We start from the raw sequence: 20561 nt of genomic DNA on the forward strand, positions 1-20561 counted from the left end.
TCGTTTAAGGTAATGATGACAACCGCAAGCGAGTTCATACCGGCTTATTTAACACGTAAGCGTTGTCCTACGCGGATACGACTTGCAGAAACTCCCGGGTTCAAACGTTGCAATTGCCCCATGGTCATTCCGTGTTTGGCTGCAATTCGGGAAAATGTATCTCCGCTGCGGATAGAGTAATATTTTTTCGCAACTACAGGCGTTGGTGTCGGAGTTGGTTTGACAGTACCGGAATTTTCAACGCTGTCTTTTACGGCTTCAATGTATTCTTCATTTTCAACTGTTGTGCTGACTTTGGTCTGAATCTTCAGCAAATCTCCCACCATGATGCGGGCGCTGGTCAGATCATTCCAATTCATCAATTCCTGGATGGCTACATTGTATTGAGCAGCAATGCTTCCCAAACTTTCACCGGATTTCACTTTGTGATAGGTATAATTGATCGTTGTGACCACTTTTGTCTTCGGCACATCAATCTTACTGTTGACAGGATTCGAAACAACCAGTTGATCATTTTGAGAATCGACGGCAACATCAGTCGGAAGCGGATTTTTGATTCCTCCGGAACCGTAAATACGTTGCTCCAATGCATACAGCGAATCTTCGAGACTGACGAGTAATCCGATTTTTTCCAAAGGACCGGTCACACATTGACGTGGTAATGTCGGAGGAATGTAGGATGTTTTATAAACCGGATTCAAGCCCTGAATTTCTTCTACCGACCAGGAAACGATCTTTTCAATGGTTTGCATGTGTACTCCACGGTTCAAACATACGGTATCCAATTGGTAAAAATGGATTTTCGGTTCAACCGGAAGAATGTTGTGTTCTGCGTGATAGGTCAATAAATACGTAGCCGCGATAAAATTCGGAACGTATCCCTGAGTTTCTCTCGGAAGATAAGGTCTCACTTCCCAGTAAGTTCTTTTTCCTCCTGAACGACGGATTGCTTTGTTTACATTCCCCGGTCCTGCGTTATAAGCAGCCAATGCTAAATTCCAATCATCGTAGATATCATACAATTTTTTCAGGTAGCGGCAAGCAGCATCTGTTGCCTTTACAGGATCCATGCGCTCATCGATGTATGAATCCTCTTTCAAACCGTATTGTTTTCCGGTTGCATACATGAACTGCCATAAACCAAGAGCTCCGGCACGTGATTTAACCTGAGGTCTCAAACCGCTTTCAATGACTGAAAGGTATTTCAATTCAAGCGGAAGACCGTATTCAGCCAGTTTTTCTTCGTACAGGTCAAAATACAGGCGTGAACGTCCAAGTACGACACGCGCAAAATTTCTTCTGTTTTGAGAAAAGAACTTAATAGTCGATAAGGAAACGTTGTTACAATCGAAACCAAAAGAAGACGTCTGATTTAGCTTTGCAAGTCGTTTGCAGTAATCTTCGTCTGTAAAAACAGGTATTGTTCCCGCGTCATAATCCAACGCGTCAATGATGGAGTCGTAATTCAATCCTTTTGCGAAATCATTGTAGTAGAGATTCAGACTCTGATCTACTATTCGGATAAATGCCTCTCCGCTTACGGTGTCTTTTACTGGTGGCTTCGGTTTTCGCTGAGCGAGTGAGTGCTCAGAATGAATCAAACAAATAAAAAGTAACAGAGGGATGAATCCGAATCGTTTCATAGGCAAATAAGGGTTTTAATGTTGCATGATCTGATCCGCTAATGAGAAAATAGTTTCTTCATTGAAATCGTCAGCCATGATTTGTAAACTCAATGGAAGTCCGTTGCTGTGCATTCCGTTTGGAATTGCGATCGCCGGGTTTCCTGTCAAGTTTGCATGTACAGTAAAAATATCTTGTAAATACATTTGAATCGGGTCATTGATCGAACCGAATTCAAAAGCAGTGGATGGGGTGGTCGGCAAGATCAGCAAGTCAAACTGACTGAAGATCTCTTTTGTTTTATTCTTTAAAACACGTCTCACTTTCATCCCTTTGGTATAATACGCATCGTAATATCCATGAGACAATACGAACGTACCGGCCATGATGCGTCTTTTTACTTCTGTTCCGAAACCTTCCGAACGGGAAAGCGTGTATGTTTCTTCAACTCCTTTGGCTTTTGGAGATTGGTAGCCATAGTGAACACCGTCAAACCGGGAAAGATTGGATGATGCTTCCGCAGTTGTCAAAACATAATAAGTCGGAACGAGGTATTCGAGATATGGGAAACTTACTCCTTCAACGGTATGACCTTTGGCACGCAAACCGGCAATGGTGTTTTCCATCATCGTTCGAACCTCCGGATCAATACTTTCGTTTTCAAGTGCTTCCTTCAAATAAGCGATTTTCTTTTTTCCGATCGCCGGAATTTCCGTAGAAAAACCAAGCGGTTTGGAAGAACTGGTTGCATCTTTCGGATCTTTTCCGGCCATGACTTCCATTACCAGAACCGTATCTTCCAGGTTATTGGTAAAAGGCCCGATCTGGTCGAAAGAAGAGGCATAAGCAATTAAGCCGTAGCGGCTCACACGACCGTAAGTTGGTTTGAAACCAACTGTTCCGGTAAATGAAGCCGGTTGTCTGATAGAACCTCCTGTGTCTGATCCCAAAGCAACGGTACACAATCCGGCAGAAACCGAAACGGCAGAACCTCCTGAAGAACCTCCCGGAACATGCGTTGGGCGAAGATTATTTTTCACGGGGCCGAATGCCGAATTTTCATTGGAACTACCCATTGCGAACTCATCACAGTTCAAACGCCCGATCATAATGGCATCTTCCGCTAAAAGCCGTTCAACAACGGTAGCCGAATAAAGCGATTCGAAACCTCCGAGGATTTTCGAACTTGCACTCACAGCATGACCTTTGTAGCAGATGTTATCTTTTAACCCGATAACCATTCCAGCCAATCTACCTGCTTTTCCCGAAGCTAACTTTTGATCTACCAAACGAGCCTGATCCAACGCACTTTCTGTAAATACTTCCAAAAAGGCATTCAGATGCTTGTTTTTTTCAATTTGCTCTAAGTAAGAATGCACGATACTCTCCACAGTTTTCCCTGCGGAGAGTGCAACTTTAACTTCCGAAAATGTTCTATACATGTAGAATGGATTGACTTAATCTATTTTTTCTCTTCTGTAGTTGTTGGAGCAGAAGAACCGTCCTCGCCTTTACTAGCGTCTTTGAATTCTTTGATTCCTTTTCCAAGACCTTTCATTAATTCAGGAATTTTTTTCCCTCCGAACAATAAAAGAACTACAGCAAGGATTAAAATAATTTCTGTTGCACCTAATTTCATAACTTCCTAATTTGTGCCAAAATTAAGGAAATATCAGATATGTTTTCTGTTAAAAATGCGACAGGTTGGGTTTTGATCGAAATTCTTAAGGTTTTTTAGGAAAAGAAGCGCCCGTTTATTCTTTCGTATAAAGCAGCTTTTGACCTGTAAACAAGGCTTTTTCCAGACGTTCCCATTGCTCAAAGGTCGGAGCAAGAATCGCTACTTCCGAGCCATAGCGCGTAATCGTGTTGATTTGCAAGATCGATTCGAAAAGCGGTTGATACTTCAATTCGCTGTGAATAATCGTCATTGTTTTGCCCGAAAAACTCACTAAACTGGGTTCGAAGTATAATCCTTCGTGAAAATTAATGACGTATTTGTTGGCACTGAGTTTGGTGAATGTATTCAAAGAGCCTTCTCCGGCAATCATCAATTTCGATTCGATGCCGTAATAATAGTTTTCTCCTTCCAATACGCAGGGAACAGAGTCGTTGGCTTTGATTCCGAACAAATAATTTCCTCTGACCTGCAGTTTGGATGATTCCCGAACCTGTTCGCGGCTGATGCTTGCAACAACCAGGGTTACGATAGAGATCCCTTTTTCATCAATCACATAAGTCGCCTGTGAATCGCTACTTTTGTACTTTCCAAAATGAATTTTATCGGTGGTTGTCTGGGAAGGGCTTCCGAATGGAAGCGGATCTGAAAATTGGACGGTTTTTTGAGAAAAACTGAATAAATGAACAAAAAGGGTAAAAACAAGAAGAACTTTTTTCATAACTTATATTAGAAAACGGAAATTTATGCAAAAACACTGGTTTATCAAACAAAGACCAACTACCGACAATATTCAGGCCATGGTTAACGACTTAAAAGTGAGTCCGATTATGGCTTCTTTGCTTACTCAAAGAAATCTTACAACTCTGCCCCGGATTCGTTCATTTTTTACTCCGGAATTAAGTGACTTGCACGACCCGTTTTTAATGTTGAACATGAATTTGGCGGTCGAAAGACTCCATTCGGCGATCGAAAACAAAGAACGGATTACCATTTTCGGGGATTACGATGTGGACGGAACAACCTCTGTGGCCTTGGTCTACAGTGTTTTGAAAGATTACGCTTCCCTGGATTTTTACATTCCGGATCGTTACGATGAAGGTTATGGTTTGTCCTACAAAGGGATTGATGTTGCTTTGGAGAAAGGCTGCACGTTGATGATTGCACTCGATTGCGGAATCAAAGAAGTGGAAAAAGTAGCTTATGCGAAGAAAAAAGGATTGGAGATCATTGTTTGTGATCATCATACGCCGGGTTCCGTCATTCCGGATTGCATAGTGCTGGATCCCAAGCAGGAGGAATGTGAATATCCGTTCAAGGAATTGTGCGGTTGCGGGGTTGGTTTTAAATTATTGCAAGCCTGGTTTTCAAAAACCGGAAAAAGTACGGAGAAATTGTTTGATTACCTGGATTTGGTTGCGATCGCAATCGGTGCGGATATTGTTCCGGTAACAGGAGAAAACCGGATTTTATGCAAACAAGGCATTCAGCGAATGAATGAAAATCCGCGGATCGGTGTGTTGGCGTTGGTGGAACAGGCGCAGCGTTCTTTCCCGCTCGATTTGTCGAATGTCGTTTTTACCATTGCTCCGAGAATCAATGCTGCCGGCCGTTTGAAAAGCGGATCGAGAGCGGTTGATCTCTTATTGGCCGAATCAAAGCAGGAAGCGAAGAAGATTGCTTTGGAAATTGACGAATACAATTCCGAAAGGCGGATTCTGGATGCGCAAACAACAGAAGAAGCTTTGGAACTGATCGCACGCGACGAATTGTTTTCAAACCGGAAATCAACGGTTGTTTTTCAGTCCGACTGGCACAAAGGAGTTGTGGGAATTGTTGCTTCGCGATTGATCGAACATCATTATCGCCCAACCATTGTTCTGACAGAAAACAAAGGAGAAGCAACCGGTTCTGCACGTTCGGTTTCGGGATTCAATGTATATGAAGCGATTACGGCTTGCGAACATTTACTCACTCAGTTTGGGGGACATCAGCATGCGGCCGGACTTTCCATGCCTTTAGAAAATATTATCCCTTTCAAAGAACATTTTGATGCCTATGTGCAGAAGCACATTCAGCCTTTGGATGAGGTGGAAGATTTGGTCATTGATCTGGAAATTGCCCCTTCCGATTTGTTTTTAGCAGGAGAATCTGCTTTTCAGATTCCCAGAATTTATAGAATGCTGGAACAAATGGAGCCTTTCGGTCCCGGAAACGACAAGCCGGTTTTTTGCGTCAGAAACGTATACGCGGAAAAGCAGCGGATTCTGAAAGAAGCGCATTTGAAATTTGACCTGGTAGATCCGGCTAAAGGAATCCGGCTTTCGGCGATTGGTTTCAGTATGGCGGATAAAGCCGACCTGGTTGCGTCCGGTTGTGCATTTGACTGTGCATTTACTTTGGAAGCCAATACCTGGAATGACAAAACAACTTTGCAGATCCAGGTGAAGGATATCAGGGAAACGCTTTAATTGAGAATTGAAAATGTAAAAATTGAAAAGGTGATTTTCCTAACGGTAATCACCTTCTCTTATCAATTTTCTATTACAAAGGGATGTTCCCATGTTTTTTCTTTGGAAGTGTTTCTGATTTTTTCTCCAGGGATTTGAAAGCAGCGATCAACGTAGCGCGCGTTTCTTCCGGAAGAATCACAGCGTCAACGAAACCTCTTTCAGCTGCGCGGTACGGGTTGGCAAACATATCTGCATACTCCGCTTCTTTTTCTTTCCATTTTGCCTCTTTGTCTTCAGCAGCAGCAATTTCCGATTTGAAAATGATTTCGGCAGCTCCTTTTGCACCCATTACAGCGATTTCCGCTGTGGGCCATGCATAATTCAAGTCTGCACCGATGTTCTTAGAGTTCATGACGTCGAAAGCACCACCGTAAGCCTTACGGGTGATTACCGTAATTCTTGGAACGGTTGCTTCAGAGAAAGCGTAGAGCAATTTTGCTCCGTGTGTAATAATTCCGCGCCATTCCTGATCCGTTCCCGGAAGGAATCCGGGTACATCTTCCAATACCAAAAGCGGAATATTGAAACAATCACAAAAACGAACAAAACGTGCTCCTTTGCGTGAAGAATCGATATCCAAAACTCCGGCCATAGAAGAAGGTTGATTGGCAACGATTCCAACGGATCTTCCATCCAAACGCGCAAAACCAACCACGATATTCGGTGCGAAATCTGCCTGAACTTCACGGAAGGTATCATCGTCGATCAAACAATCAATGATTTCGCGAATGTCGTATGGTAGGTTTGAATTGTCGGGAACGATATGTTGGATGCGGTTTAATTTTTCTTTTGCGAACAAAACGTTGTCGAATTGAGGAGCCAATTCCATCGCATTTTGCGGCATATACGTCAATAGTTCACGAACTTTACGCAAACATTCTACATCATTTGCTGCTGTAAAGTGTGTTACTCCGGATTTTTCGGCATGCGCTTTTGCCCCGCCCAAATCTTCCGAGCTAACCTCTTCGTGTGTTACGGTTTTTACTACGTTGGGTCCGGTTACGAACATGTAAGAAGTATCTTCTACCATGAAAACGAAATCCGTCAATGCGGGAGAGTAAACGGCTCCACCGGCGCATGGTCCCATGATGACGGAAATTTGAGGAATTGCTCCGGAAGCACGTGTGTTTCGGTAAAAAATATCTGCATATCCCGCAAGAGAAACAACGCCTTCCTGGATTCGGGCACCACCTGAATCGTTCAATCCGATTACCGGAGCACCGTTTTTCATCGCAAGGTCCAGAACCTTACAGATTTTCTGAGCATGTGTTTCGGAAAGAGAACCTCCCAATACGGTGAAATCCTGGGAGAAAACATAGACAATTCTTCCGTAAATCGTTCCGAACCCGGTAATCACACCGTCACCCGGACTTTTTGTTTTTTCTAAGCCGAAAGAAGTTGCTCTGTGTTCCACAAACATTCCGATTTCCTGGAATGAGCCTTCGTCCATTAATAAGGTAATGCGCTCTCTCGCGCTTAGTTTTCCCTGTGCGTGTTGTTTATCAATTCTTGTTTGTCCGCCGCCCAATTGAGCAGCTTCTCGTTTTTGAATCAGTTCAGCATTCTTTTCTTTCATGAAAAAAGGTTTGTGGACACCAAAGATACACTTTCATGTTAAAAATCAGTTTTCGGGAGAATAAGAGAACAAAAATCAGCTGTCGAAAGGTGTTTGTCCGGATACACGTTTCCATTTATTTGTAATTGATTTTCAGTTTTTTATGTATTTTTTGCCTGATATGACGGGTTGGCGAAGTGCTTTTATAATTATTTCAAATTCAGGTCTTGTTTTCCTTTTTCAGAAAATACTATCTTAGTTCAAAGAACAGTTGACTATGCGAAGCTTCAATTTTTACCTCCTGATTTTGGTCATTTTTGCTTTTACAGCTTGTAAAAAGGATAGCAAACGCCGCATTGAGAAATTTCATCGTCAGGAAGTGGGTTCTTCTGCACATAAGATTCTTTCAGACAAGGATTACGAATCGCTCACGGTGGAAATTGTGTATATGACCGGTTACCGCCCAACAGATGATGCCATGAACAATCTGAAAGCGATGATCAGCCAGTTTTGCAACAAACCGGGAGGAATTACCTTTACGTATCACGAAATTTCTGCCCAGGGCAAAACAGCTTATTCGATCAGTGATGTCAGAACAATCGAAACCGATACGCGGCAAGAATTCACGTATAAAAAGGATCTGGCGATCTACTTTTTGTTTTTGGACGGGCCTTCCAACGAAAATCAGGGAGGAAGCATGGTGTTGGGCCAGGCATATTACAATACGTCCATGGTTATTTACGAGAAAACATTGCAAGATCATTCGGGCGGATTCGGAGAACCGGAATTGTACAAGTTGGAAACAGCTGTTATGAATCATGAACTCGGGCATATTCTTGGGTTGGTCAACAACGGGTCGAATATGTATTATGCACATCAGGATGCTGCTCATGGCGCACATTGTGACAATTCAGATTGTTTGATGTATTGGGAAGCGGAAACCGGAACGATTTTCAATAATTTATTAGGAAATGCTCCGATCCCGATTTTGGATGACAATTGTGTGAAGGATTTGAAAGAGAATGGCGGGAAATAATTTTAAAGTGAAAAGTTTTTAAGCTCCTTTTTTCATGTTCAGATTTGCTTTTGATTTTAGTAAAATGCTGCTTAAAATACGCATCAACTCAACAGATTCCTTATGAATAAAATCTTTTTTGCTTTGAGCATTTCTTGATTCACGAATATTTGCGCGAACTGAAGTTGCGGATCGAATAAGTTGTTTGGTTAAAATAAACTCTCGATCTGATTCCCGGATTTTCTTACATAGTAACAATGTCTCCAGGGCAGCTTGAAAAGTTCTTTTTTTTGATGTCGAATTCAGTATTTTTCATGGTTTTCGTTTGCTTTCCCTATTTAATTCGGGGAAAAACATCCATTTGTGATACGATTGTATCATTTTTTACCTTTTCAATTTGCATTTAGTTTTTGTTTATAACCATTCTAAATTAACAAACCTGACAGTTTTCTGACAATTCAGAACTTCCCGTTTCCCAATTTTGCAGGAATAACACTAGAAGTTACCATTCGTGATTAAGCAACTGCACACAATCGCTTTTACACATCGAAATTTGGAAGTCTCCAAAATCGGACGTTTACACATCGAACAAGATGCTGTTCAGTCGCGTTTTCAAATTCTGAAAGAACGTTTACACATTGACGAAATCATGTTTTTGTCGACCTGTAACCGGGTGGAATACTTTTTAGTGACAAACGAACTGGTTTCCGAAGCATTTCTGATTGACTTCTTTTCAGCACTTTATCCTGAATTCGACGAAGAAAAAGTGACTTTTTTCGCTGAAAACGCATTGATTTTCGGGAAAATGGACGCTGTGAATCATGCGCTTCGCGTTGCTGCTTCCATTGATTCTTTGGTAATCGGTGAACGGGAAATCATTACACAAGTTCGCCAGGCTTACGAACAATCGCGAGACTTGGGTTTATCCGGAGATACTCTGCGTATTTTATTCCGTCACACGATCGAAACGGCGAAACGCGTTTATACGGAAACAAAGATTTCTCAAAAACCGGTATCGGTGGTTTCGATTGCTTACCAGCGTTTGGTAGGAATTGATGCTCCGAAAGATGCACGCGTACTGGCGATCGGATCGGGAGTTACAAACACGGCGATGCTGCGTTTTTTGAAAAAACACGGCATGTCGAATTTTGTGATCTTCAACCGGACACTTGAAAAAGCACAGGTTTTGGCGGAAGAATTGGGCGGTTTAGCATATCCGCTTGCCGAATTGAAGACGTACAAAGGAGGTTTTGATATTTTGGTTTCCTGTACGGGTGCGGAAGAAACGATGGTGAATGCAGAACTTTATGAAACTTTATTGAACGGAGATTCTGCACCTAAAATCACCATTGACCTGGCACTTCCGAGTGATATTTCGGAAGAAGTTCATCAACAATTCCCCACAAGAAGCATTTCGATTGATGTGCTTCAGAAAATCTCAGACAGTCATTTGCAGGAACGCTCGCAGGAAGTGATTCATGTGGAGCAAATCCTGGAAGAAGCAAATAATGAATTCCGCAATATTGCCAAGTTCCGTGCTATTGAAGTAGCCATGAGACCGGTTCCGCAAATGGTCAAAGATATCCGCGCAACGGCATTCAATGAAATTTTTAAAAACGAATTGGATCAGCTGGATCCTTCTTCCCTGGAGATCCTGGAAAAGGTAGTTGGTTATATGGAGAAAAAATACATGAGTATGCCCATGATTATGGCAAAAGAAATCATGTTTAAATCGTAATTTTACTTCATGAGAAAAATTCGTATCGGTTCGCGCGGAAGTGATCTGGCACTTTGGCAGGCAAACCACGTTAAAAAGCAATTGGAAGACCTCGGAGCAGAAGTAAGCATTACAATTATCAAAACTCAGGGAGACCAGATTCAGCATTTAAGCTTCGACAAACTGGAGGGAAAAGGATTCTTTACCAAGGAAATCGAACAGGCTTTGCTGGAAGAGTCTATTGATCTGGCAGTGCATTCTCATAAAGATTTAGAAACAAATCCTCCCGAAGGATTAATCATAGCAGCGGTTTCCGAACGTGAAAACCCTGCAGATGTATTATTGATTCACCCGAAGGCATTTGACCCGGAAGCATTCTGGAACCTGAAACAAGAAGCGGTTGTGGGAACTTCTTCGGCAAGAAGAAAAGCACAATTGATCGGTTACCGTTCGGATGTGAATATCAAAGACTTGAGGGGAAATGTTCCGACAAGGCTTCAAAAACTGGTTGACGGAGAGTACGATGCCATTTTATTGGCAAAAGCGGGGTTGGATCGTTTGAAACTGGATTTGCAGGGAATGCATGAAGTGGTTTTGGATCCTGAACAATTTGTTCCGGCACCTGCACAAGGTGTTTTAGCATTACAGATTCGCGAGAACGACCATGAGTTGTTTGATTTTATGCAGGCAATGAATCATGTCGATATTCAATCTCAGATTGCACTTGAAAGAACGGTTCTGAATCGTTTGCAAGGCGGTTGTCAGCTTCCGTTGGGAGCTTATTGTCCGGAAGAAGGAAGATTGCTGGTTGCTTTTGCTCACGAGTGGGAGCAGGGAGCTCAGTGGTATGAATTCGAAGGTCCGCACGATCTGGACATGGTCGATGTGGTTCTGGAAGCCTTATTGGCAGAGGAAGATGAAGATCAGGAGTATATTTCTTAGTTCAGAAAGCGATTCGTCTCTTCCGTTGGTTTCTTTTTGTGAGGAAAATGCCATTTTCATTCTCCGAAAATCATTGATTTCTTTTGATGCTGTTGAATTCGAACTTCCGTCGGAATGGGACGTTGTTTTCTTTTCATCGCCCCGGTCATTTGATTTCTTTATTTCCAAAGGAATTGAATGGAAAAAGGATCAGCAGATTGCCTGTATTGGAAATGAAACTAAAAAATACATCGAAGCTGCCGGATTTACCGTTTCATTTGCCGGAGAGAATGCCGGAAGCCCGAAAGAAGTTGCTGCAGATTTCAAAGCGTGGTTAAACGAGCGAATTGCCTTGTTTCCGCAATCAACCAGATCCAATAAATCCATCGAAACAGCGCTTCCTCCGAATCAGCGAAAGCCGTTAGTGGTTTACCAAACGATTGAAACACCAATCCGGCTGATGGAGGCATTTTCCATGTACATATTTACGAGTCCGTCTAATTATGAGAGTTTTAGCTCCATAAATTCAGTTCCGAAAGATGCAATCATCGTTTCCTGGGGAGAAATGACACATCAACGAATTGTAAATCAGGGCTCTAAATCCGACTACATTTTAAGGACTTCCACCTATTCAGAATTGTTGAAAATCCTTCAAAAATTAAATTCCTAAAAATTAGATTTTTTTAACTAAAAGAGCTAAATTTAGTTATGTTTTAGAACCAATTACTTTCAAAGTTGTTTAACTTTGTGGTGTTGTTAATAGAACAACGAGTGCCAAAATTGACGTTTTAAATTCAAAAAGTAATACTCACTAATTTCTATTCTATGGAATCAACTTCTAATGAAAATTATGAATTCCGCGTTTATCCAGATGAAAAATCGCCTAAGCTGTTTAAGTCCCCGCTTCTCGAGGTTTTAACAAAAACAAAGCTTTGGATCATTATCGTTTTGTACAGCATTTTTGCAGCTTTTTGGCTTTGGTTTTATGTGTACTATTTTCAAGGAACGGCAATTAGCCTGATCTCATTGTTCTTTCTTGGGTTTTTTACATGGACGCTGGGCGAATATGTGTTGCACCGCTTTGTTTATCACAAAATCAAGGACGCATCTTATGACACGGGAATGCAGTATGTATTTCACGGGATTCATCACCAATACCCGAGCGATGAGGATCGCATTATTCTTCCTCCCGTTCCTGGTTTGGCGATCGCAAGCTTGTTTCTTGCAGTCTTCTACCTGATTATGGGAGGCCCTGCACTTGCTTTTGGTCCCGGATTTTTAATCGGTTACCTGGTTTACATCACGATCCATTGGATGGTGCACAGCAAACCGGCTCCGGCTCGTTTTAACTTTTGGTGGAGACATCACAATATTCACCATTATCAGCAGCATGATAAGGCGTTTGGAGTTTCAACACCTATCTGGGACATTGTTTTCCGTACGATGCCGATTAAAGGAAGAAAAACCATAACAATCCTGAAAAAGTAAATACTTGTTTTAAGAAGGCCTCCGGGTTTGCTTAACAGGCGTTTATTTGGGAATACCTGAGATCCTCGTGTACTTTTTGCTCTTAGTGGTTTGCTTACCATGAGGCGTACAAAGAGCACGGGGATTTTTTTTTGAATTGGTTTTATAGGAGAATCCGGGTGATTTTTCCCACAAATTCAAACGGAAGACTAGAAGGAAAAATAGGAATCAAGAGTTCGAAGACGGGAGAAAAGGAAATTGTCAGGTATGAGCTGAGTATAGGAACAGAGAAAAGCTTTTTGATTGACAGAATTTGTCTATTCGGGATGCAACACTAATAAAAATAGGGATTCCACATAATTTTATAAATTTATAAAATTGTGATTCAGGTCGGCTAAAGGACTCTTACCGGACTTGCCAAACCAAGTCAACTGTATTATCTCAATCCTCCGATCCGTAACTTCTTCTACAATTGAGGTTCACTTTCCAGAGAAATGATCATCTAAACTCTAATACAGGAATTTTGAAAACTGAATTGTTTCTTTGCAGTGGTCTCCTGAATGTGAAACCTTATTTTTGAATAAGGATCAAACTGTGACGAACAGCGTCGAAATGATTGTAAATAAGGATAGTGCGCGGTTGATCTGTTGTGCCATTTTCTACCAGGTGCTTTGCGCCGCCATTCAATAGCCGGACAGCCAGGTAGCTTGCAAATGCGCTGACGGTGCGGTATTCTCCGACGGCTTTTTTGAAGAAAACAAGGGGTTTGTTTCTAAATAACCCCTGTACCTGATCGTACCAGGAATCGGTCAAAATATCTCCGTTTTTGCCCAGAAGCAAACAATCAATATCTGCCGGATTGAGATTTTGTTCTGCAAGAAAGGCCTGAACGAAATCCACAATCTCTTCCTCTGAAAGACTGGAAGATTGTTTGAATGCGCTGAATTTTGCCAAACTTCCCTTCGGATTGTTGCTTAGAAAGAATTGTGTGGATCCTTCTCCGCAGTAAGAACCATTTGTTTGGGAGTTTAATAAATCGTTGTTGGAGATCAATTCTTCTTTAAAACGGTTTCCCAGGCGGTCGATGTTGTAATTGTAATCGGAAATTTCCTCAACTGCTCCCAACAGAATGCTTTTATCCGTTTGTTGATGTTCATCAAAATACAATACGGCATCCAATAACGCCGATTCAAAAGCCAAAGAACCGTTTACATGAGTCATGTTGTAGCCTTGATTTTCGGAAAGCAATGCCACTTGTCCTGCAAGGGCGTTGGGTGTGCTTTGTACGAAGTTGGTAGGAGTGAGCGTTCCTTCGTTGTATTCTACGATCTGATTCAAAAATTTGATGCAGTCTTCCAAACCGCCGTTTGCCGTTCCGAAAATGATTCCGTCCGGTTTCGGGTTTCTTGCGAGCAATGGCAATGAAACGCCAATTCCCATTCTTACAGCTTTTCCCATGCGGCGTAATTGGCCATTCGGGATCAAATCCTGGTAAGAAGGTTCGATAGCCGTGTAGATGTATTGATTGAGCGTTTGCCAGTCACCGTTTTCAAAAGACAGATCGTGAGTTTTTTGTGGTGAAATAGCGTATAAATCGGTTATGTACATGCTGAAAAAATTAAAGAGGTGCAATTTCCTCCAAAACCAAAGGAATTGGAAAGAACATGTTTAATCTCTGTTTCAGGTGTATATTTCAATACAGGGCGGAACGAAAAATCTTTGATCGGTTCCTGTACTCTTAAACTTGGATAAAGTTCTTGCTGCTGAAGCGCAAAAATACTGTAGATTGCTTCGATCACACCGGCTGCTGCCAAGGTATGTCCGACATAGGATTTGGTTGAACTGAAGGGGGGAACTTGCTCAAATAATTTTGAAAACGCGTAGGATTCCGTGATATCATTATTCGGAGTTCCTGTTCCGTGAGCGTTAATGTAGCCGATATCCGAAGATTGAAGGGAGGCGCGTTTCAAAGCCAGTTCCATGGCCATTCTCGGCCCCCTGGCGTCATCAGAAGTGGCAGAAGGATGAAAAGCGTCATTGCAAATTCCGAAACCGGCAAATTTCGCCTGAATGTTACCCGGATCTTTCACATCTTCTTTCCGTTCCAAAACAACATATGCAGCGGCTTCACCCAAACTCAATCCTTCGCGGTTCGTGTCGAAAGGTTTGCAGGGCTCTTCACTCAGAATGCGAAGTGAATTGAATCCGTTGACAGTGAATTTTGCCAGGCAGTCGCTTCCTCCGGCGATAACGCGATCTACTTTCCCGGTTTCCAGCAAGCGTGCGCCCAGCGCAATGGCATTTGCAGAAGAAGAGCAAGCAGTATTGATCACGTCGGTGATTCCTTTCATGTTGTACAAACGAACGATTTGCAGTGCATGATCGGAACCTTCGTAGTTCTTCACAAATTCGGATGGAGTGCCCTGAAGGTTTGCATCGTTGTACAAATCATCCGTATAGCACATTCCTCCAACGGTGCTTGAGCTGATAAAAGCCGTGCGTGTTGAAGAAACCTCTTCCAAACTCAAATTGGCATTTGCAATAGCTTCCCGGAAAGCCTTTATGGCAATGAGTGAAGTTCGGGTATAACCGAGCCCTTTTTCGAGCCCCAGTTCGGAAAGGAGTTCTTCATCGCTTTGATCGATTTCACCGAAAACCAGTGATTCCGTATACTGCGATTTGAAATGCTTTGCTTTCTTAATTCCCGAAATTTCCTGTTGCAGGGAATGAAGGTTCTCAGCAATTGTTAAACCAATTGAACTGATTGCACCCATTCCTGTCACAACAATTTCACCCATAAATTTATTTTGTGCGATTCTCAATGATGTAATCTACAATTGTATTTACATCTACCAAAATTTGTCTTCCCTCAGTTGGGTTTTTGATTTTAATACCGTATTCACGGTCTAATAATACGATTAGTTCAACGGAATCAATGGAGTCTAAACCCAGATCTCCACCAAACAAAACTTCATCGTTTTTAATGTCTGCAGGAGTTAAATCCAACAAATTCAAATACTTAATTAAATGTTCTTTGAACTCAACGATTAATTCTTCTCTGTTTGTAGTCATATTTTAAATATAATTTTGAATTCTCAACTTGATGAAGATCAACAGCTGACAAATTACAGTGAACAAAAATAAGAAAGATATAGTTCCAATTAATTCACTCCATGCACCATTTTTCAAGAAAAGGGTGTAATAACCTTCCAGACACCACTTCAAAGGTGAGATATTTCCAATGGTTTGCATGTAATCGGGCATAATAAAATTCGGAACCCAAATTCCGCCGATTGCTGCAAAAATAATGATCGAAATAGCACCGAATCCGTTTGCCTGCTCCTGTGTTTTTGCATATGTTCCAACCAAAACAGCATAAGAAATGGCCGAAACAGCAGAAAGCAAGGTAACAACTAAAAACGGTAAAAAGGCATTTGGCATGGCCAGTTTCGGTAATCCGATGTGCGGGAAAATATAGATTCCCATCAGGAAAAGAAGCAATAGCTGGGACAAGGCCACAAAAAGATAAACCAAAAATTTAGAGATCAATGTCAGAACAAAGGCCTGTGGAATGGTTTGTAATCGCAAGAAACTTCCGGAAAGGCGTTCCTTAACGATGTTTCCACCCAGGGATATCACCATGAAGAACATGGCAAAAATGGACCAGGCCGGAACGTTGTGCTGACTTGAATTGGGAATGAGTTCCGCAACCGAATTTAAACTGGCATTCGCAGTTTTTAATTTAGTTTCGCGGTTAATGATGGCCTGACGGATGTTTTTAGGAATCGAATCGTAACCCATTTCCTGGAACAATTTGGAAACCATTTCCTCGTTTTCAATCCCGTTGGTGATTGCCTGTATTCCATTGATGACCGAAATGCGGAAATTTTCCTGAACCACCGGATCAAAATAAATGGCAATTTCCTGTTTCTTCGGAGTCATTTTGGGCGCTTTTTCGATTACTCCCATTTGTTCCAGCATCAATTTGGAAATATTGTTTGCATTGTCTCCCAACCGTTTGCTGAAATTCGATGGAATATAAATCCCCAGCATGGCGTCTTCGTCAATGGTATTTCGCTTAACAGCTGCTTCCGAAAGTGAATTTTTTCGCTTGATATCGAAGCTTCCGGAATGTACCAATGCTTTTACCAGGGAATCGCCCAAACTTCCTTCATCCTGATTGGAAATCAAAACGGTGAGTTTGTTTTCGTTAACAATCTGGAATGCGCTGTCCTGAACAATGGTAATAATGAAAACCAAAAGCAGCGGCATGAGGTACATCAATAGCAAGCCCACTTTATCGTGAAGTACTAACAGTATTTCTTTCCAGATAGATGCTCTTAATTTTTTCATTAGTCGCGTAAAACGGTTCCCGTCAATTTGAGGATCAAATCCTCCAAGTTACTTACTTCGTGTGTTGCGAGCAAATTCGTCAAGGTATTGCATGCAATGATTTTTCCGTGATCAATCAAAATGATCTGATTGCAGAATTCCTCCGCTTCCTTTAAGTGATGCGACGTGTAAATGATGGTAGTTCCTTGTTGGTTGAGTTCCTGCAAGAGGCTCATGATGGCTATTTTGCTTTGAACGTCAACACCCACGGTCGGTTCATCCAAAAACAGGATCACCGGATTATGAAGCAGGGAAATGATGAGGTTTAACCGTCTCTTCATTCCCCCCGAAAAAGTAGATACTTTGCTGTTTTTTACATGAGAAAGCCCTACTTTTTGCAATAAATCGTCCATTTTCTGATCTAAAACAGCACTTTTGATATTGTACAGACTTCCGAAATATTCCAGGTTCTGTTTTGCGGTAAGTTCGGGGAAAAAGGAAAAATCCTGGGGAACAAATCCTAATTTATCGCGAATTTCTCTCGGTGTTTTTTCGCCATCCAGTGAATAAACGACAGAACCCAATGTTGGGTCGAGAATGCTGCACAAAATGGAGATCAAGGTCGTTTTACCTGCTCCGTTCGGTCCGAAAATTCCTACAATTTCGCCACGTGAAATGGTGAAATCCACTCCGTCCAAACTGGGAGTAGTGCTTCTGTTATAGGATTTATAAACCTTTGAAACATGCAAAAGGGTCTCCTGCATTTCAGTTAGAATTTAATTTTCGCCAGATCCTGGAAAGCGTCTTTTTCTACTTCGCTGATCTTTACCAAAAGGTCTGCGCAGGCGTCAAAGTCTTTTTGTTCTGTTAAACGGCCTTTATAGATTCCAGACATCAAAAGAGCGCTGTCTCTCCACAAATCACCAGCTTTGGTCATTTTTTCGGAAACACGGAGCAATTCGTCGTTTTGCATAATGGCAGCAGCCTCTTCTAAGAATGCAGCATACAAAAAGCGGAATCCACCACCACCTGTTCCGATTTCTTCCTGCATCCGAACGATTTGTCCTAAATGCAATGCGGCCTGGCGCGAACCCAATTTTTCTCTCCAGCCTCTGATTTTCTTAGAGGTGTAGACAATTCCTTTCACTCCGGCAACGGATCCCGGGATTTTCAGCATATCTCTGCAATTGCGCTTGATTCCCTTCACAATTGCTTTTTTGATTTGTTCCTGAGTAATACTTCCAACCTCAACCGGGTAATAAATGTGTCCTTTCGGAGCAAGTGCGCCTTTTGCAAAACGTACTTTTTCCAATTCTTCGGCACTGATAGAAGTTGTTATTTCCATTACCGGATCACTTACCAGGTAACGGTCTCCTTCTTTTCCGAAAACGATCAGGTTGTGTGCGTTGAAGTGAAAACGGTATTCCTTCGGGAAGTAAGGCAAGTGAAATACACCAACCTGACATCCAACCTGAATTCCTTCAGCCAATTTTGAATCCAAAAACGCCATGGCCTCTTTCGGATCTTTGAATTTTTTGCGTTCAACCTTTACGTCCAGTGCTTTACACGTACGCTTGAAAATAGCTCCGGGCATGGTTCTGAACGAAATAGCCGGACCATTATTCACGGTCATGAACGGAATATGAATATAGAATAGTCCGGAACCCATTCCGAAAGCCAAAGGCTCTGAAATGAAATCAACACCTTGGTGCTTTAACAGACTTACTGTTACGCCATTTTCACAATGCGCTGTTTGGTGATGAATAAATTCTGACACTAAGCTTTGAAGTTTTTGAGTTCGTTAACGGAAATTTCAAACGCGTCTGCATATCTTTTGAGAACAGCGTCGTTTAATTTGTTGAATGCTCCCGGTTTCAAATGTCTTTTGATCCGGAATTTCCAAATGCCTGTATAGCCTGATAAAACAGTCAGATCCATCAATTTTTCTTCCATAAAGAAAAGAATAGGACTTGCCTCACCGTTTTTTATTTTCTCTTTTGCATCGGAAGTTCTTCGTTCGATTTCCTTCCAGGCTTCATCTAAAGCTACTTTTTTGGTTTCCCAGCCGGTACTTAATTCAGTATCGTAATGTCCTTCTTCGTTCTTAACATAACAAACCTCCCTTGTAAAATGTTCAAGAGCACTTTTATCTTGAGGAACTTCGGACTTTTTCATTTAGCAAACAGTTAAGTACGCAAAAACGTATGAGAATCTTGAACTTTCAGGAACTGCAAGCAGGATCGTGTCACCTGCTTTCAATTTACCGCTGTTGAACAATTCGTCTACCATCAGGTAAATGGATCCTGCACCTACATTTCCACGCGTTTCCAGGTTGGTAAACCAACGTTCTTTCGGAATCTCGTAATCGTATGTAACCAATTCATCGTAGATTTTATCTGCGAAGAAATAGCTCGACATGTGTGGAAGGAACCACGTAATATCTTCTTTTTTGATGCCTTTTTCTGTGAGGGTATCGTACATTTTTTTGAAACCCAGTTTCACGATATGCTGATCCAGTAATTTCACATCCTGTTTGATGCTCAGGATGGATTTCTCAATCATATCCTGAGGTTCAAAATCCATGTAGCTTTTCAAGGTACCGTCCGGATTTTTTTCGGAAGCCATGTACATACATGCTTCAATCTGATTGGCAAAAGAAATTCCTTCCATCCAGTCGATGCGTAAGGAAATCCCGTCTTTGCTTTTTTGATCTTCGAGCATGAAAACACCCGCACCGTCGGAAAGCATCCAACGCAGGAAATCTTTGTCGAAAGAAATGAACGGATTTTCTTCCAATTCGATTAGTCTCTGAATTTCCAATTCGAACTGGTCGGAACGCAAAACGCGCGACAAACGCTCAGAACCAGATGAAACCGCCTTTTTGCTCATTCCGGTCAAAATAGACATGTAAGCATATTTCATTGCATGCATTCCGGAGCAGCAAACCCCTGCCGGAGAAACCACTTCAATATTTCCTGATTCGGGCAACCATCCGTGAACCATTACACCGTGAGACGGCATCATTTGTTCCGGGGAAGAAGTTCCACAGCTGATCAGATCTAATTCTTTGATCTCTTCGGGCTTGTTTTCAAACAACTTGCGAATTGCAAGTGCAACCATTTGTGAATTGGTATGGGTTGCCTGACCAGTTTTATCAATCGCATAATGACGGCTCTTAATTCCGTTATTGCGCAAAACGATTCTTCGTGATTTGGATGCACGATCATTAATTAGACCCAAGTAATCTTCCATCTCATCGTTGGAAATGGGATTATTCGGTAAAAAAGATGCCGTACGTGTAATGTATACTTCCTTCAAACTCATTCTTTATCTCAATTGAGTGCCTCTGTAATATGCTAATTCGCGTTTAATATGTCTTCCTGTAAAGGGGCGTACAAAGATATGATATATCGTTAAAACTATCGGTGAAACGATAAATAAAGCGAAAATCAAGTAATATTTGAAGAAGTTCACCCAGAACTTCCGGTTTCCGCCTTTCTCTGTTTTACTGGTAATCAGGTTCGCCCAAATTAAAAAAAGCTTTTTAGCTCTGGATTCAATGAATAAAATGGATATGGGAATAATGACACCCCCTTTTGCGATCAATGCATCCTGGAACGTGTCTTCTTGATTGGTTTCTAATTTGTTCTTAAGTAAGGCTCCGAATTCGCTGACGTTTTCAATGTCTTCATCGGAAATACCCGGTTTCGGGAAAATGCCCCATTTTTTGGTTTTTTGGC

At 41.8% G+C, this 20561-nt stretch carries 20 protein-coding genes and 1 pseudogene; 6 read left to right on the forward strand and 15 right to left on the reverse strand.

The genetic code is table 11. The features are described 5' to 3' along the window. Nucleotides 1–44: 44 nt before the first annotated feature. From Q1V93_RS13300 to Q1V93_RS13315, 4 genes are all read right to left on the reverse strand, one after another. Nucleotides 45–1643 (reverse strand): lytic transglycosylase domain-containing protein, encoded by a 1599-nt coding sequence (locus tag Q1V93_RS13300; RefSeq protein ID WP_300665375.1) that lies wholly within the window; start codon nt 1641–1643, stop codon nt 45–47. A gap of 15 nt (nt 1644–1658) precedes the next feature. Next, entirely contained in the window at nt 1659–3065 is a 1407-nt protein-coding gene (gatA, locus tag Q1V93_RS13305) for an Asp-tRNA(Asn)/Glu-tRNA(Gln) amidotransferase subunit GatA (protein ID WP_300665376.1), read from the reverse strand. Nucleotides 3066–3085: 20 nt separating this feature from the next. Next, nucleotides 3086–3262 (reverse strand): twin-arginine translocase TatA/TatE family subunit, encoded by a 177-nt coding sequence (gene tatA / locus Q1V93_RS13310; protein ID WP_300665377.1) that lies wholly within the window; start codon nt 3260–3262, stop codon nt 3086–3088. Nucleotides 3263–3377: 115 nt separating this feature from the next. Then, on the reverse strand, nt 3378–4022 hold the full coding sequence (locus Q1V93_RS13315; RefSeq protein WP_300665378.1) for a hypothetical protein: 645 nt from the start codon (nt 4020–4022) through the stop codon (nt 3378–3380). Nucleotides 4023–4047: 25 nt separating this feature from the next. On the opposite strand from Q1V93_RS13315, the gene recJ reads away from it, so the two are divergent. Continuing rightward, the gene (gene recJ, locus Q1V93_RS13320; RefSeq protein WP_300665379.1) at nt 4048–5772 is read left to right on the forward strand and encodes a single-stranded-DNA-specific exonuclease RecJ; all 1725 of its coding nucleotides are present in this window, start codon (nt 4048–4050) and stop codon (nt 5770–5772) included. 73 nt (nt 5773–5845) lie between these two features. Here recJ and Q1V93_RS13325 read toward each other — a convergent pair whose 3' ends face one another. Beyond that, nucleotides 5846–7390, reverse strand: a complete 1545-nt coding sequence (locus Q1V93_RS13325; RefSeq protein WP_300665380.1) for an acyl-CoA carboxylase subunit beta — start codon at nt 7388–7390, stop codon at nt 5846–5848. Between the two features lie 256 nt (nt 7391–7646). Here Q1V93_RS13325 and Q1V93_RS13330 point away from each other — a divergent pair, with 256 nt between their 5' ends. Further along, complete coding sequence (locus Q1V93_RS13330) at nt 7647–8405, forward strand: membrane metalloprotease (protein WP_300665381.1); 759 nt, start codon at nt 7647–7649, stop codon at nt 8403–8405. Nucleotides 8406–8423: 18 nt separating this feature from the next. Here Q1V93_RS13330 and Q1V93_RS13335 read toward each other — a convergent pair whose 3' ends face one another. Further along, nucleotides 8424–8693: a four helix bundle protein gene (locus Q1V93_RS13335; RefSeq protein WP_367183807.1), complete on the reverse strand. Its 270-nt coding sequence runs from the start codon at nt 8691–8693 to the stop codon at nt 8424–8426. A gap of 202 nt (nt 8694–8895) precedes the next feature. Between Q1V93_RS13335 and hemA the strand changes: the two genes are divergently transcribed. From hemA to Q1V93_RS13355, 4 genes are all read left to right on the forward strand, one after another. After that, entirely contained in the window at nt 8896–10122 is a 1227-nt protein-coding gene (gene hemA, locus Q1V93_RS13340) for a glutamyl-tRNA reductase (RefSeq protein WP_300665383.1), read from the forward strand. A gap of 9 nt (nt 10123–10131) precedes the next feature. After that, entirely contained in the window at nt 10132–11043 is a 912-nt protein-coding gene (hemC, locus tag Q1V93_RS13345; protein WP_300665384.1) for a hydroxymethylbilane synthase, read from the forward strand. Further along, nucleotides 11018–11692 (forward strand): uroporphyrinogen-III synthase, encoded by a 675-nt coding sequence (locus Q1V93_RS13350; RefSeq protein WP_300665385.1) that lies wholly within the window; start codon nt 11018–11020, stop codon nt 11690–11692. Before hemC ends, Q1V93_RS13350 begins: the two co-directional genes overlap by 26 nt. A gap of 155 nt (nt 11693–11847) precedes the next feature. Next, the gene (locus Q1V93_RS13355) at nt 11848–12510 is read left to right on the forward strand and encodes a sterol desaturase family protein (RefSeq protein WP_300665386.1); all 663 of its coding nucleotides are present in this window, start codon (nt 11848–11850) and stop codon (nt 12508–12510) included. Between the two features lie 549 nt (nt 12511–13059). Here Q1V93_RS13355 and Q1V93_RS13360 read toward each other — a convergent pair. From Q1V93_RS13360 to Q1V93_RS13400, 9 genes and pseudogenes are all read right to left on the reverse strand, one after another. Further along, nucleotides 13060–14097, reverse strand: coding sequence for a beta-ketoacyl synthase chain length factor (locus Q1V93_RS13360; RefSeq protein WP_300665387.1), 1038 nt, complete (start codon nt 14095–14097; stop codon nt 13060–13062). Continuing rightward, nucleotides 14088–15287, reverse strand: coding sequence for a beta-ketoacyl-[acyl-carrier-protein] synthase family protein (locus Q1V93_RS13365; RefSeq protein WP_300665388.1), 1200 nt, complete (start codon nt 15285–15287; stop codon nt 14088–14090). The genes Q1V93_RS13360 and Q1V93_RS13365 overlap by 10 nt, the downstream gene beginning before the upstream one ends. 4 nt (nt 15288–15291) lie before the next feature. Then, complete coding sequence (locus Q1V93_RS13370) at nt 15292–15561, reverse strand: phosphopantetheine-binding protein (RefSeq protein WP_124747500.1); 270 nt, start codon at nt 15559–15561, stop codon at nt 15292–15294. Nucleotides 15562–15564: 3 nt separating this feature from the next. Further along, entirely contained in the window at nt 15565–16842 is a 1278-nt protein-coding gene (locus Q1V93_RS13375; protein WP_300665390.1) for an ABC transporter permease, read from the reverse strand. Next, the gene (locus tag Q1V93_RS13380) at nt 16842–17585 is read right to left on the reverse strand and encodes an ABC transporter ATP-binding protein (RefSeq protein WP_300665391.1); all 744 of its coding nucleotides are present in this window, start codon (nt 17583–17585) and stop codon (nt 16842–16844) included. Before Q1V93_RS13380 ends, Q1V93_RS13375 begins: the two co-directional genes overlap by 1 nt. A 5-nt stretch (nt 17586–17590) precedes the next feature. Beyond that, nucleotides 17591–18598, reverse strand: coding sequence for a BtrH N-terminal domain-containing protein (locus tag Q1V93_RS13385; RefSeq protein WP_300665392.1), 1008 nt, complete (start codon nt 18596–18598; stop codon nt 17591–17593). Next, complete coding sequence (locus Q1V93_RS13390; protein WP_300665393.1) at nt 18598–18996, reverse strand: hypothetical protein; 399 nt, start codon at nt 18994–18996, stop codon at nt 18598–18600. Before Q1V93_RS13390 ends, Q1V93_RS13385 begins: the two co-directional genes overlap by 1 nt. Then, nucleotides 18997–20145 carry a beta-ketoacyl-ACP synthase III gene (locus Q1V93_RS13395; RefSeq protein WP_300665394.1) on the reverse strand — a complete coding sequence of 383 codons (1149 nt, stop codon included), beginning with the start codon at nt 20143–20145 and terminating at the stop codon, nt 18997–18999. It abuts the gene before it with no gap. Between the two features lie 3 nt (nt 20146–20148). Next, a pseudogene (locus Q1V93_RS13400) lies at nt 20149–20561 on the reverse strand (hypothetical protein); the annotation flags it as partial.

The organism is Fluviicola sp., from assembly GCF_030151805.1.
GTDB lineage: Bacteria > Bacteroidota > Bacteroidia > Flavobacteriales_D > Crocinitomicaceae > Fluviicola.